Source organism: Streptomyces xanthophaeus (genome assembly GCF_000725805.1).
GTDB classification, from domain to species: Bacteria; Actinomycetota; Actinomycetes; order Streptomycetales; family Streptomycetaceae; genus Streptomyces; species Streptomyces xanthophaeus.
Map to the genome: position 1 here is coordinate 259,433 of NZ_JOFT01000019.1, position 14,069 is coordinate 273,501.

The following is a 14,069-nucleotide window of genomic DNA, read 5'->3' on the forward strand; positions in this document are numbered from 1 at the left end:
CTGACTCCAGAGGTAGGTCAGTTCTGACTCCGTTCAGGGATCTCAGGGGCAAGACCTGAATGTGAGAAGTGACTCCACCTCGGACACGTGAGCGGGTGATATTTCGGCCGTTCTGGATGGTGGTCGACGTCTCGGACCGGTGGATCAAGCCGGTCCGAGCTGTGGCGTTAGGGCTCGCGACGCCCCGCCTTGGCGAGCGTGAAAGCATGCGGCCATGCCCCTCCCACACCCCAATGGCCACTACGCGATCACCGCGATGTACTCCGTAGCCGATGACGCCTGGTACTTGGAACTGGAGCTCGCCGCCGAGCAACTCCACCTTGTGACCGCAGTCGTCCCCGACGAGGATCCTGCACGAGAACCGACGGTGTGTTTCGACCCTCGCGGGCGTCACCTGGAAGTCCCCTACGAAGTCATGCGCTGGTTCATGGACCAGGTCGACGAACAGATCCGTTCGTCGCGTGCCTGGATGCAACTACGGCCCGAGCTTGTCGAGGCCATTTACCGACTGCGCCAGGAATACATGGGCTTCATCGACGACGAATACTTCCCTCAGGTCCTGGCTGACATACGTGCCGCACTTCCGGAAGCGGATCTCCCTGCCGTTCTTTCGGCCGCCTTCGGGCTGAATCCAGACGGCACCACCGTGGACCATCCACAAGCGCCTGCAGATGACGAAGCAAACAGGACTTAGCGCCCGTGAACTGGACAGACGTCAGCTCGTGACGGCTGCGGCCGCTTCGGCGCGGGCTCGTGTGACGGCCAGGCGGTAGGAGTCAGTGCCGGTCTCGATGATGTTGCCGCCGAAGGTGAGGCGGTCCACGATGGCCGCGCAGAGTCGGGGATCGGTGAAGGTTTTCGTCCAGCCTCCAAACGATTCGTTGGAGGCGATCGCCACAGAGCTCTTTTCCTCGCGCTCGGTCAAAACCTGGAAGAGGAGTTCGGCACCGCGCCGGTCCAGTTCCATATAGCCGAGCTCGTCAATACAGAGAAGGTCGACGCGGCCGTAGCGGGCGTTGGTCTTGGCGAGGCGTTTCTCGTCGGCTGCTTCGACGAGTTTGTTGACGAGTTTGGTCGCGAGGACGTACTTAACCCGGTAGTCGTGCATTGCGGCCTCGGTGCCGAGCGCGATCAGCAGGTGTGACTTCCCGGTCCCGGAGTCGCCGATCAGGCAGAGCGGCATGCTCTTCTTGACCCAGTCACAGGAGGCCAGGGTGTGGATGGCCGCAGGGTCGACGGCCGGATTCGCGTCGAAATCGAAGGCCCGGAGGGACTTGTCGCGCGGGAAGCCGGCCGCCTTGATGCGCCGCTCGGAGCGGCGCCGGGCCCTGTCGTCGCATTCCGACATCAGCAGCTCGGCCAGAAAGCCACGGTAGGTCATCTGGTCCTGTGCGGCGCCTGCGGCCAGTTCCGGGTACTGGGCCCGGATCGTCGGCAGCCGCAGCATCCGGCATGCCTGGTCCACGGCCGCGTCCGCGGCTTCCTCGGTCAGTCCCCGGTTGCGCTTTGCGCTCATGATTCCCCCTGTTGGGCGGATGGTCCGGCGTGCCGACGGCGAAGCCGCAGCAGTTCGTCGTAGGCGGCCACCGATGGCAGCGGCCTGGGGTCGGGCGGCAGCGCGGCCAGCCGGCGCGCGGTCAGCGAGGTCACCGTCGCCCCGCCCTCCGCCGGGCGTGTGATCTGTTCCTGGTGCGGGGCGGGCACGCTGGCATCGGTGTCGGCGGCTTTGCGGGCCTCTAGGGCGACGGCGTCCGCGGTGAGCGCGCCGGCCTTCAGCGCAGCCGCGATCCCGGCGACCACGTCCTCGTGGGCCATGTGCCGGTGCAGCAACAGGACCGAGATCAGGGCCCGGGTGCCCTCGGGGTCACCGTGGGCCTTGCATGCGGCCTGCCACCACGAGTCGTGGACCGGGGTGAACTTGCCGGCCGAACGGGCTTGGTCGAGCGCGGTGGCGCCGGGAAGGGCGCCGGGCTTGCGGACCAGGGCCTCGAGATAGTGGTCCAGGTCAAGGCGGGATCCGCCCTTGGCGATCAGCCGCTCGTGCCGGGCCACTTCCTTGGGGCCGTCGTAGACGACGAGCTCGGAGGCGTGCAGGACGATCCGCACCATCTGGCCGATCAGCCGCACCGGCACCGAATAACGGTTGGTGCGGGCCGAGACCTGCCCGTAGCGGTCCACCCGCACCGAGGAGACGAACCTCGTCTCGAAGACCTCGTCAGGCAGCGGGAACAGCAGCGGGTGCTCGGCCTGGAAGTACTCCCCAATGGACTTGGGGCGGAGCCGGATCCGGCGATCGTTGTCCTGCCGGTCCCACTGCTCGACCAGCAGATTCAGTTCCGCGAGGGTGTCCAATTGCGGGACGGGGACCAGGTGGTTTCTGCGGAACCAACCGATCTGTCCCTCGACCCCGCCCTTCTCGTGGGCGCCCTCGATCCCTGGGTGGCAGTAAAAACTGGTGATCGAATAGTGCGAGCGGAACGCGGTCCACCGCTCGGATTCCACCCGACGCCGGGTCAGGCCCAGGACCTGGGCGACCGCCGCCCGCAAGTCGTCGTAGCGGATCTTGCCGTAGGGGACGCCGCCGAGCGTGTTCAGCGCGTGGACGTGGCCTTCGAGGAAGGCCTCCTGCCCGCAGGACGCGAAAATCTTGTGGACGGCCCGCCCCGAGTACGAAAGCCGCAGCGAGAACAGGAAGCACTTCGTCAGGGTGCCGGACAGGTTGATCCACACGTCCCCGAAGTCGACCTCGGCTTCATCGCCCGGGCGGTGGGTCTGCGGGATGAACGAGGCCGGCGGCCCGCGGCCCTCCTCGACCCGGATCTCACGGCGCCGGTCGAAGACGTAATCGCGGACCATCGCATACGACACTTCCTCAGCACCGTACTCGTCGAGCAACCGGTGGAAGATCCGCGTGAGTGTGTGCCGCTGCTTGCGCGGAGCGTCCAGATCAGCCCGCAGCATCCCGTCGATGGCCAGCTTGTACGGATCAAGACGTGAACCCCTCGGCGGCATCCTCTTCCGAGCAGTGGGCCACGCCGACTCCAGCGCGAGAGCCACTGTGCGCCGCCCCACCGAGTACTTCAACGCCAGCGCGCGACTGGACAGACCCAACTCCCGCGCATCACGACGGATCGCGGGATACAACTCGACCTTGGAGCCGGGCACTGAAGTCCCCCCACGCTCGCTAGCACCCCGATGCTCCCACGACCAGCCCTCCACTGGAGCCAAATCCCATCAACGCTAACTCCACCCACGCGAGGTGGAGTCAGAACTCGCCTTCCGACTGGAGTCACTTGTCGCCTATAGAGCCACCCCTTCCAGCGGGATGGGCGATCGGTGCCCGGGCAGCTCGCCGTATGGTGCGGCGTCAGAGGAAATCTGCTCGTCGTCACCTTGCAGCCCAGTCGTCGCTGATGCCTCCGCGGTTTGAGCAGCGCGTATCCGCCACACCGCCAAATCGGCCAGTGCTGCACTTCGTTCCACACTCGGTTGGTGTCGGCAACGAGGGCTGGCCTTGTTTCGCCGTAACGGTTCTCTGCCCGCTGGTTGATCTTGTCGGTTCAGCTGTCCGCCGGGCCTGCGGCCCGCGCCCACTCCCGCCCCTCGCGAAGGTGGGGCCTGCCCTGCGCCCCCGTCGCGGGCAGGCCATGCGATTGACTGGGGGCTGGCAATGATCGAACGACGCGAATGCTGGCCAGCCAAGCAGTTGAAGCGCATTGTAGTCCGCGGGCAGCGTGACTCCGAGGTGCCGTTCGGAGGCCTCCCAGACGTCTCGGCGCGGCCGGCCCCACGCCTCCTCAGGCTCACCGAGCAGTGCCTGGAGGCGTTCCAATGGCGATGGCCGGAAGGATGCCGCGGGTCCGAACCTGGTGGCGGTAGATGTCGCGGCCGTAGCCCCAGAGGTCCGGGCCCCGGACGGGTGGTCATCGAGCAGGGGCAAGAGCTGAGTGGTGAGGCCAGGGCGGCCTGGCGCGCTTTGGCGGTGGACAGAGAACGAAAGACGGAGCTCGGAGCTCGTCGCGGTTATCGCGCGCGGTCCTGGTCTGTTTTCGGGGTCCGGTGCATGCCTGCCCGATCGTTGCGCTTCCGCCCGCAGCGACCCGACGACACCCGATTACCTGAGAGTCACGCACACGAAAATCTGTGGTGGCCAGAGTAGACATTGCTGCGGGGTGAGGTTATGGTTTCTCTCGTAGCCCAGAGAGACCGAAGGGCCTGGCAGAGACGAACTGCCGGGCAGTAGTACCCGCAGTTGCAGTACGTATGACGGTGCGGTGGTGGAGTTCCGAAGCCATAGCGGTTGCATGACGGCGACGGGACTGACGACCGGACCGGGTGGCCCGCAGTCATCAGGGGCCGCCGCGAGCCGTACCGCTGTTGACACAGGTGGCAGCGGTGCAGGCAGTACCCAGCAGCGAAGGAAAGTGAGCGGTACCTCGGTGAAGGCGTCGGCTGCGGGCGCGCGCACCGGGAGGTTCGGCAGTGGGGTTCTAAGCCAGGGCAGATGCAGGATGGGCAACGGGGCTGGCTGCCGAAGCCGTGACGCTTGGCCAGGTCACCAGCAGTACAAGGTGTTCGCATCACCAGCAGTAAGTGCAGTTGGCAGTACCGCCAGTTCCCGCAGGTAAGCAGTTGTTCGCCAGAGGGATGAACGGAGGATTTGAAGCGCCATCAGGATCGCCCGGACGCCACGCGAGTCCGGGTACCGCAGGACATCGATAGTGAGGTGGTCTCCGGTCAAGCACCGCGATCCCCGCACCACTCGTCCCCGTTCGGACAGGTGAGCGGAAACAGAAGGCCGGCGCAGTACCGGCACCGGCAGATGGTGTAGCAGTTCCTTCGGGGCCCGGATGCCAGCAGGCATCCGGGCCCCTCCATGCGTTCCACGAAAGAGGTGCGATGACAGCAGGAGATCCCACCGGGCCGCTCGGCGGCCACCTGGACGACGACGACTTCCCCGCCTACACCATGGGCCGGGCCGCCGAGATGCTCGGCACCACCCAGGGTTTCCTCCGCGCCATCGGAGAAGCCCGCCTCATCACCCCGCTGCGCTCCGAGGGCGGACACCGCCGCTACTCCCGCTACCAGCTGCGCATCGCGGCCCGCGCCCGCGAGCTCGTCGACCAGGGCACCCCCATCGAGGCTGCCTGCCGGATCGTGATCCTGGAAGACCAGCTCGAGGAAGCCCAGCGCATCAACGCGGAATGCCGTGCCGCACTGCCGCCAGATCCGGCGGCCGCGGCATGAGCCGAGGCGCGCGTGCCAGTCTCGGCCGGCACCCCCATGACCATGCCGATACACAAGCCGCCGATCTACTGCCCACAGTGCCCGGCAGAGAACCCCCTCGTAACGAGAAGGCGAGGGCTTGGGTGTCCGCGTCCGCGTCCGGGTTCTGGGCCGTGCGTGCCGGAGCCTTCTGGCCTGCCGTGGCTGGGTGTGGTGGGCATGGTCGCAGGGTCGGGGCTTCGGGTGTGTGTCGTTTTGGGCGGGTGCGCCGTACGGTCGGGGTGGCACGGGGAGTGTGCCCGGTGAAGAGCAGGTCGGGAGGGTACTTGTGGTGTCGCCAGCGGTGACGGTTCGGTCCGAGGCCGACGGTGTGTGCGTGGTCGCCTGCAGGGGCGAGTTCGACCAGGACACCGTCGGTGCGCTGATCGACGCCTGCGATGGGGAGGCGTCGGGCGCGCGGCTGCTGGTGGTGGATGTGGCCGGGGTGTCGTTCGCCGACTCCTCTTTCCTCAGCGCGTTGATCCGCCTGCGCAACACCCGGCGGATGGTGCTGGCTGGGCCGGTGCCCGATCAATTGCACCGCCTGCTGGAACTGACGGGAACGCTCGCCCTGTTCGACTTCCGCGAAGACGACGGCGCGCAGGCAGACTGACCCCCTGGCACGGTCGCCCTCGTGGCTGCCTCGGTCAGAGGCGCTGTGGCTGACGGTTGGTGAAGGTGACGGTGATCGTTTTGCCGTCGGGATGGAAGCGGACGTCGGTGGTGTCGGCGAGTTGGTTCACGAGCCGCCAGCCGAAGCCACCCGGCTGAGTGGGGGCCCAGGGGAGGGTCTGGGGCCCGTGGGGTGAGGCGTCAGAGACCTCGACCGTGACCGCCTGCGGGTGGGCGTTGATCTGGAAGGCGGTGACGCCGCCGGCATGCCGGCGGGCGTTGGCGGCCAGTTCGGTGACCACGGTGAGCACGTCCTGGACCAAGCTGGGCGGCGCTTGGATCCCGGCGAGGGCGTCATGGGCCGCCTCTCGGACCTCGGCGCAGGTCGGTCCGGTGCCAGCCGGCGCAGGCAGGACAACCGGCGGCGCGTTCTGCTCTTCCATCTGGTCCGTTTCCCCCGTTGTCTGCTGGATAACGGGGGGCGATGCCGACCCCCTCGCTACCCCTACGACGTTCATCAAGAACCTACGGTTCGTCATGCTGATGCCGCCCCCTGGGCTGCCGGCGCACGGCGTCCGGGATTGCGCGGCGAAGGGCCCCCTTTGAGGCGGTTTGCTACCGCCTGTCGACGCGCCAGCGTGACCGCCCTGCCTTCCCGCTCCCTGATGGGCGTCGGCTTGAGCTCATCGGGGTGCGAAGACATGAGCCCGTCTGCTGGTCCGGTTGGCGGAACCCGCAGAGCATCGTTCCATGTTGCCGGCGATTCGTCTTGAGGGGTGTGCGGCCGATGGTGGACGACGGGCGCTGGATGGGGACAACGGTGGGATGCCTTCGTCGTGGGGCAGGGGTGACCCAACCACCTCTCCCCGCGGGCAAGGTCAGGCCGCTACGGCCGATGACGGTACTGCCGTGTTGCCTGTGCCCACATCCCCGCTGAGGCGCTGCTTACCGCGCTGGTCCGCTCCCCTTCTCGATCCTCGACCTGCCACTTCACGCCCGCTGCCGCCGCCCGCTCGCCGGACGGTGAGACGTGGTGGACGGTCAGTCTCGCTGCCATGATTGTTCACCTCCGCTGCCAAGCGGATTCCCGACGGACTCGAAAGCCGGAATTTACCGCGCTCTCCTGGGGGCCGGCCCTCATCTGGGAGGGCGAGTGCAGGCCGGCGTTCCGGGCCCGCGGGCTCTGTGCCCGCACAGGCAGCCCCAAACCAGACCTCGCGCTGCGCGCGGCTACACCTCCGCGCTGTTCAGCGGCTGCCCTCGCGGCTTGACACACGGCATTAGGAATCGATGACGCAGAACACTTAAGCGCTGTAGTTGGCTTTGATGCGCGTTCTGGTTGGCTGGGGTGTGCTGTGGGCCCCGGGCCGTCTGGGTGGTGTATCGACAGGCAGAAACGATCACGTTTGCGGCGTGGCAGGGCATACGGGCCGGAGCCCGCGAGGATCAGCGGACCAAGATCCCCCTTCTTCGACGGAGGAGCAGCATGGCCTTGCGCTGCCGTTTTGCCGTCCTAGCCGCTGCTGGCTTGACTTTCGTCCTGGCGGGCGTGGGTCCCGCCGCGGCAGAGTCGTTCCCGAACCAGGATCTCGTCAACCGGATGGACGGAAGCCGCCTGGCGCTGTCCAGTAACTCCCTCAGCGAGGGAGCCAGGCGATCACCTTGCGCAGCACGGCGTGGGACAGCTACTCGACCGAGGCATGGGACGCCGCGGGTACCTACGACGCGGCATCCCAGTTGTGGACTTTCACGCTGCGCAATTTGGCCTCCAACAAGTGCCTGCAGCCCAACGACACCACGCCGGCTCGCGGCGAGGCTGTTGTCGTACGGACGTGCAACGGATCCGACGTTCAGAAGTGGAGCGTCCGCAAGGAGAGCCCCAACGAGAGCGACGCGCGCTGGTTCGTGTGGCGTCCGTACCTCAACGTGGATGTCGCCACGACCCTCAAGGGGGCCACCGACACGTGGGACACCATCGAGCTTGACTATTCCTGCCCGTCCGTCGACCGTCTGCGGCGCCTGGGTCCCAACAACACCGCCTGGTGGTAGACCAGCCTGTCGAGCCGGCAAGCCCCGGCGCCCGGCGAGTATCTCTCTGGGCCGGCACGCGGTGTTCGGTAGCAGCTGGCCTTCAGGCCCCATTCCATGTGGCTGCGGATGATGTATCCGACTTCGTGGGCGAAGCGTGCGAGGTGGGGGCCAGCGGTGCGGGCGAAGGGGTTGCGATGCGCACGTACAGGGTCACAAGGCGGTCGCGCAGGGCGATCGCGTCGGCAAACGGCGTCAGTGAGCGGGTACCCGCCGTTCGCGTGGCGCAGGACGTCGAGGACGCACCGAGGCGGTCACCGGCACGATCACCGGCACCCTTACCCGCCCGCAGCTCCTGGTCCTCGGCCGACACGACCCCTCCGGCGGATGCCGTACCTCCTCCCCGAGCCCGACACGCAGCTGCGGCAGCTCACGGAGGCGATCGCTGATCATTGGCCCGAGGCTCCGCCGTACGGCGGCCGGTTCACCGAGATCGTGCCGCACCTGACCATCGCGCAAGGCCAGGAAGACGCCGTCCTGGAGGAGATCGAAGCCGGCTTCGCCGACAGGCTCCCGTTCACCTCACACGTCGCGTCGATCGAACTGATGGTGCACGACGGGGTGCAGTGGCAAGAACGGGCGTCGTTCGCGCTCGGAGGATGACGCAGGTCAGAAGTGGGCCTGGCTGGTCCGCTGCCCCTCGGGGGAGCGGACCAGCAGGGGGTGGTTACGCGGGCGGTCCTGGGGAGGTCCCAGGACCGCCATGAGGAGGGAACCTCCTCAGCCCCGCGCCAGCCCGTTCCGCGCGATCACCGCCGCGTACCATCGCGCACTGTCCTTCACCGTCCGGCGCTGGGACGCGAAGTCCACGTGGACGATGCCGAAGCGCTTGCTGTAGCCGTACGCCCACTCGAAGTTGTCCAGCAGGCTCCACAGGAAGTAGCCCCGTACGTCCACGCCGTCCTCGATCGCCCGGTGCACGGCCGTCAGGTGGGCGTCCAGGTACGCCACCCGCTCCGGGTCGTGGACCTGCCCCTCCGGGTCCGCGTAGTCGTCGTACGCCGCTCCGTTCTCCGTCACCAGGAGCGGGAGGTGTGGGAGTTCGTCGCGCAGCCGGGTCAGCAGCTCGTACAGGCCGTTCGCGTCCACCGGCCAGTCCATGGCCGTACGAGGGCCTGCCGCCGGAGTGAACGCCACGTGCTCCTCGGCGCCGGCCCAGGGGGCGGGGGAGGCGGAGGAGCCTGCCGAAACCACGCTGGGGGAGTAGTAGTTGACGCCCAGCGAGTCGATGGGCGTGGACGTGACCTCCAGGTCCCCGTCCCGGACGAACGACCAGTCCGTCACTCCCGACGTGTCTTCCACCAGGTCCTGCGGCAGCCGCCCGTGGAAGACCGGGTCCAGGAAGATCCGGTTCGCCACCGCGTCGATCCGGCGCACCGCGTCCCGGTCCGCCTTCGTGTCCGTCAGCGGGCGCAGGGCGTGGAGGTTCAGGGTCAGTGAGACCTCGGCTGCCGACGGGAGGCGGTCACGCAGGACGCGGACCGCGCTGCCGTGCGCCAGGTTGAAGTGGTGGGCCGCGCGCAGTGCGGCGAGGTCACTGGTGCGGCCGGGGGCGTGGACCCCGTTCCCATACCCGAGGAAAGCCCCGCACCAGGGCTCGTTCAACGTCGTCCAGGTGGTCACCCGGTCGCCCAGAGCCCGGGCCACCAGGTCCGTGTACTCCGCGAACCGGTGTGCGGTGTCGCGTTCGGGCCAGCCGCCCGCGTCCTCCAGCTCCTGCGGGAGGTCCCAGTGGTAGAGCGTCGCGACCGGCCTGATGCCGTTCGCGAGCAGCTCGTCCACCAGGCGGCGGTAGAAGTCCAGGCCGCGCTCCACGGCCGGGCCCCGCCCCATCGGCTGGACCCGGGGCCAGGAGACGGAGAAGCGGTAGTCCGTGACGCCGAGCTCCTTCATCAGCTTCACGTCGTCCGGCATCCGGTGCAGGTGGTCAGCGGCGATGTCACCGGTGTCGCCGTTGCGCACCTTGCCGGGCGTGCGGCTGAAGGTGTCCCAGATGGACGGCGTCCGGCCGTTCTCGGTGGCCGCCCCCTCGATCTGGTAGGCGGCGGTGGCCGTGCCCCAACGGAATCCGGTGGGGAAGCGCAGTCCCGTCCCGGGCTCGGGGCGGGTGCCCGTGGAGGTCGCCGGGCGGGCATCGACAGCGGTCATGAGACGGACACTCCAGGAAGTAGGGGAGGGGACGATCAGGTGCAGCTAGGCGCAGCTACGTGCAGCTACGTGCAGCTAGATGGGCTGGATGGGGCTGGTGAAGCAGGGCACCCGTCGGCGGCTGCCGGAAGCCGTAGGCGGCCTTGCGGTCTGCGCTGCCGGAAGGCGCGAGCGCGTCAGCCCTTCACCGCGCCCTGCATGATGCCGCCGACGATCTGTCGGCCCAGCAGGCCGAAGACGAGCAGCACGGGCAGGGTGCCGAGCAGCGTGCCGGCCATGATGACCGACTGGTCGTTGACGTAGCCGCCGCCCAGCTGCCGCAGTGCGACCTGCACGGTCGGCTCCTGTGAGGACAGCGCGATGACGGGCCAGAAGAAGTCGTTCCACGCCGTCATGAACGTGAGCATTCCGAGCACCGCCATCCCCGGCCGCGCAATCGGGATCACGATCGACCAGAAGATCCGGGACGTGGAGGCCCCGTCCATGCGGGCCGCTTCGATCAGCTCGTCCGGCAGTGACTGGATCAGGTACTGGCGCATGAAGAACACCCCGAACGCCGACACCAGACCGGGCAGGATCACCGCCTGGAGCTGGTTCACCCACTGGAGTTCGGCGATCAGCATGAACAGCGGGATCACGCCGAGCTGCGGCGGGATCATCATCGTGCCGATCGTCAACGTCAGCAGTGCGCCCCGGCCCCGGAACTTCAGCTTGGCGAAGGCGAACCCGGCCAGGGTGCAGGAGAGCACCGTGCCCACGGTGATGGCCCCGGAGACGATCAGTGAGTTCAGCAGCGCCTTGCCGATGTCGGCCTCTTCGAGGACCGCCTCGAAGTTCTTCATCAGGTTCGGGCCGGGCAGCAGGCTCGGAGGTACCTGTGCCAGGTCGGCGTTGGACCGGCTGGCCGCGACGATCGTCCAGTAGAAGGGGAACGCCGAGATCAGCAGCGCGAATCCGAGGATGAGGTAGGCGAGCCAGCCGCCCGTCATCGTCTTCCCGGCCCCGCCGCCCTTGCGGAAGAACCAAGGGCCCTTGCCGGGCCGGTCCTGCGGAGGGCAGGGCTTCTCGGGCGCGGCGGGCGCCGGGGCGAGCGCGGTCATCGGCCGGCCTCCTTGCGTGCACGGCGGCGCGCGATCAGGGCGTTGACCCCGACGAGCACCACGATCAGGACGAACATCACCCAGGCGATGGCCGCGGCCCGCCCCAGGTGGAAGAAGCCCCAGCCCTGCTCGTACATGTACAGGCCGAGGGTTTGGTACTGGTGCGAGATGCCGCCGGAGATCGACCCCTCGAACAGCAGGGGTTCACCGAAGAGCTGGGTCGCGCCGATCGTTGAAATGATCACGGTGAAGACGATGGTCGGCCGCAGTCCGGGAAGGGTCACGTGGATGAACTGGCGCCAGCGGGAAGCCCCGTCGATCCCCGCGGCCTCGTACAGCTCGTGCGGGATCGACTGCATGCCCGCCAGGTAGATCAGTGCGTTGTAGCCGGTCCAGCGCCAGATCACGATCGTCGATACGGCGATCTGCGAGGCGACCGTGTCCGTCTGCCAGTCCACCGGGTCGACGCCGAAGAGCCCGAGCACGTAGTTGATCAGTCCGAAGTCGCGGCCGAAGAGCTGCGCGAAGACGAGCGTGGCGGCGGCGACGGACGTCGCGTAGGGGAGCAGGAGCGTGGTCCTGATGAACGTCCGGCCGCGCAGCTTGTAGTTGAGCAGGTGGGCCAGGCCCAGTGCCATCGCGAGCTGCGGAACGGTGGACAGCACGCCGATGGTGAACGTGTTGCGCAGCGAGATCCAGAAGTACTCGTCGGTGAAGAGCGCGGTGTAGTTGGCGATGCCCCGCCACTCCATCTCGCCGCTCGTCTGGAGCTCGACGCGGTAGAGGGAGACGAACGCGGTGTAGAGGAGCGGGAAGAGGCCGAAGGCGAGGAACAGGGTGAAGAAGGGGGCGATGTAGGCGTACGGGGAGGCCTTGCGCCAGGTGCGCCGCAGAGCGGCCTTGGGGCCGTCACCCGGGTCGGTCCCCGGGGCAGCTCCGGTTCCGGGACCGGGGCCGGAACCGGAACCGCTTCTGGCCCGGCGGGCTCCGACCTTGGCGAGGGAGGTGGGGGACACGATGCGGCCCTTCGGGATCGGGACGGGAGGGTTTACGCAAGCGGAGGTGGGGGGCGGAGGCGTAGGAGGGGCGGAGGGCGAGGCGCAGGCGGGGCGGGGCCGACCGCCGACGGCGGGAGGCCGTGGGGCGCGGCCGCTCCACCGAGGCGCGCGCGGGGCTGATCCGTCCACCGAGGTGTACGGTGCCGGCCCGGCCACCGAGGAGCGCGGGCCCCGGCCGGTCCACCGGGCCGCACAGCGCTCGCGCGGCCCATCCACCCACGGCCCCGCCGCCTGGAGGAGGGCGGCCAGCCGTCCGTGCGCGGCTGTCAGGCGGTGGACCGGCCTCGCGGGGAGGCGAGGTGACGGCCGGCGGCCGCCGCCGGTGGCCGGACGCGCTACCGGCACCCGCTACCGGCGACCGGCGTCAGCCGATCACGTTCGCCACGCCCTTCTTCGCCGTCTCCCACGCCGTCTCCGACGCGACTCCCTTGCGCTCGACCTCGCTCAGCGCGTTCGTCAGCTGCTGCATCACGTTCTGGTCGTGCACGCCCAGCACCTGCACCGGGGACTCCTTGGCCGCGTCACCGAAGATCCGGCCGATCGGGGCGCCCGAGAAGTACGGGTCCTTGGCGTCCGCGATCTGCGCGATCGCGCCTGTCGAGGAGGGGAAGTTGCCCTGCTTCTGGAACACCTTCGCCTGCTGCTCGGGCGCGGTGAGCCACTCGATCAGCTTGTACGCCTCCTCCTTGTGCTTGGCCGCACGCGGGATCGCGAGGTACGAGCCGCCCCAGTTGCCCGCTCCGCCAGGGAGCTTGGCGACGTCCCACTTGCCCTGGCCCGCCTCACCGGCCTGGCCCTTGACGTAGCCGAGCATCCAGGCCGGGCAGGGGATGGTGGCGAACGAACCGGCGGCGAAGGCCTGGTTCCACTGCGGAGACCACTGGTCGAGCTTGGCGCTCAGGCCGGCCTCGGCCGCCTTCACCGAGGTGTCCCAGGCCGTCTTGACCGCCGGGTTCGTCTCGTAGACCAGCGTGCCGGAGGCGTTGTAGTACCGCTCCTTCTCCTGGCCGATCATGACTCCGTAGAGGGATCCGATGCTGTCGAGCCAGGCGCTCTGGGCGGGTGCCTTCTGCTTGTACTCCTTGCCCAGCTCCAGGTAGCCGTCCCAGGTGGACCACTTCTTCGCGAGCTCCTCGCGGTCGGTGGGCAGACCGGCCTGCTGGAAGAGGTCGGTCCGGTAGCACATGGCCTCCGGGCCCACGTCCGTGCCCAGGCCCAGGATCTTGCCGTCCTTCGTGGTCGCCGCCGACCACTTGGCCTCGGCGAACTGGTCCTTGAGCTTGTCCGCCCCGAAGGCCTTCAGGTCCAGGAACTTGTCGGTCTGCTGCTGGGTGACCGACGCGATCCGGCCCACCTCCACGCCCTGCACGTCCGCGAGACCGCCGCCGCCCGCCAGGCGGGTCTGGAGCGACTTCCAGTAGTCCGCCTCGTCCTGGGTGTCGCTCTGCTTGATCGTCACGTTGGGGTGGAGCTTCTGGTAATCCTCGTAGAGACCGGCCTCCTTGAAGCCGAAGGATCCGAAGAGGTCGACCGTGAGGGTGATGTTCTTGCCCGCGCCGTCGGCGGAGTCCGGCGATGAGCTGGATCCACAGGCGGCGAGGAGGGCCCCTGTGAGGACGACAGCGCCGAGGCGGGCTGTGGCTCTCGTGGCGGCTCGGGCGATGGGCATGGGAAGACTCCCTTGACTTCGGGATGGACCGAGCGGCTTGAGAGCGCTCTCAGTCTGTGCGTCAGGAGCGTCCCCCACCACCTGCTTCCCGTCAAGAGTCGAACGCATAACGACAGGGCGACCCATCCA

General features: G+C 68.2%; 12 protein-coding genes and 1 pseudogene. 5 read left to right on the forward strand and 8 right to left on the reverse strand.

The annotated features are described in order from the left end of the window. The first annotated feature begins 214 nt into the window (after positions 1-214). Complete coding sequence (locus IO30_RS0114520) at positions 215-694, forward strand: hypothetical protein (protein ID WP_031142975.1); 480 nt, start codon at positions 215-217, stop codon at positions 692-694. 21 nt (positions 695-715) lie between these two features. On the opposite strand, the gene istB is transcribed toward IO30_RS0114520, so the two are convergent. The 3 genes and pseudogenes from istB to IO30_RS48135 form a co-directional block, all read right to left on the reverse strand. Beyond that, entirely contained in the window at positions 716-1,516 is an 801-nt protein-coding gene (istB, locus tag IO30_RS0114525; protein WP_031142977.1) for an IS21-like element helper ATPase IstB, read from the reverse strand. Then, the gene (gene istA, locus IO30_RS0114530) at positions 1,513-3,165 is read right to left on the reverse strand and encodes an IS21 family transposase (RefSeq protein WP_031142979.1); all 1,653 of its coding nucleotides are present in this window, start codon (positions 3,163-3,165) and stop codon (positions 1,513-1,515) included. The genes istB and istA overlap by 4 nt, the downstream gene beginning before the upstream one ends. Positions 3,166-3,809: 644 nt before the next feature. Further along, positions 3,810-3,949, reverse strand: a pseudogene (locus tag IO30_RS48135) (IS5/IS1182 family transposase); the annotation flags it as partial. Positions 3,950-4,899: 950 nt separating this feature from the next. On the opposite strand from IO30_RS48135, the gene IO30_RS0114535 reads away from it, so the two are divergent. Together IO30_RS0114535 and IO30_RS43470 are read left to right on the forward strand one after the other, a co-directional pair. After that, positions 4,900-5,247 carry a MerR family transcriptional regulator gene (locus tag IO30_RS0114535; RefSeq protein ID WP_031142981.1) on the forward strand — a complete coding sequence of 116 codons (348 nt, stop codon included), beginning with the start codon at positions 4,900-4,902 and terminating at the stop codon, positions 5,245-5,247. A 274-nt stretch (positions 5,248-5,521) separates the two neighbouring features. Continuing rightward, on the forward strand, positions 5,522-5,878 hold the full coding sequence (locus tag IO30_RS43470; RefSeq protein WP_157853275.1) for an STAS domain-containing protein: 357 nt from the start codon (positions 5,522-5,524) through the stop codon (positions 5,876-5,878). Between the two features lie 34 nt (positions 5,879-5,912). On the opposite strand, the gene IO30_RS43475 is transcribed toward IO30_RS43470, so the two are convergent. After that, positions 5,913-6,320 carry an ATP-binding protein gene (locus tag IO30_RS43475; RefSeq protein ID WP_157853277.1) on the reverse strand — a complete coding sequence of 136 codons (408 nt, stop codon included), beginning with the start codon at positions 6,318-6,320 and terminating at the stop codon, positions 5,913-5,915. A 1,318-nt stretch (positions 6,321-7,638) separates the two neighbouring features. On the opposite strand from IO30_RS43475, the gene IO30_RS46980 reads away from it, so the two are divergent. Beyond that, complete coding sequence (locus tag IO30_RS46980; RefSeq protein WP_237403258.1) at positions 7,639-7,926, forward strand: hypothetical protein; 288 nt, start codon at positions 7,639-7,641, stop codon at positions 7,924-7,926. Between the two features lie 366 nt (positions 7,927-8,292). Continuing rightward, positions 8,293-8,568 carry a 2'-5' RNA ligase family protein gene (locus IO30_RS0114555; protein WP_031142987.1) on the forward strand — a complete coding sequence of 92 codons (276 nt, stop codon included), beginning with the start codon at positions 8,293-8,295 and terminating at the stop codon, positions 8,566-8,568. 117 nt (positions 8,569-8,685) lie between these two features. Here the strand turns inward: IO30_RS0114555 and IO30_RS0114565 are convergent, their stop codons facing one another. The 4 genes from IO30_RS0114565 to IO30_RS0114580 form a co-directional block, all read right to left on the reverse strand. Next, entirely contained in the window at positions 8,686-10,113 is a 1,428-nt protein-coding gene (locus tag IO30_RS0114565) for a GH1 family beta-glucosidase (protein ID WP_031142989.1), read from the reverse strand. 176 nt (positions 10,114-10,289) lie between these two features. Further along, positions 10,290-11,213, reverse strand: a complete 924-nt coding sequence (locus tag IO30_RS0114570) for a carbohydrate ABC transporter permease (RefSeq protein ID WP_031142991.1) — start codon at positions 11,211-11,213, stop codon at positions 10,290-10,292. Then, a complete protein-coding gene (locus IO30_RS0114575; protein WP_031142993.1) occupies positions 11,210-12,229 on the reverse strand; it encodes a carbohydrate ABC transporter permease in 1,020 nt (339 codons plus the stop codon). Before IO30_RS0114575 ends, IO30_RS0114570 begins: the two co-directional genes overlap by 4 nt. A 406-nt stretch (positions 12,230-12,635) precedes the next feature. Next, on the reverse strand, positions 12,636-13,940 hold the full coding sequence (locus IO30_RS0114580; RefSeq protein ID WP_031142995.1) for an ABC transporter substrate-binding protein: 1,305 nt from the start codon (positions 13,938-13,940) through the stop codon (positions 12,636-12,638). Positions 13,941-14,069: the final 129 nt, after the last annotated feature.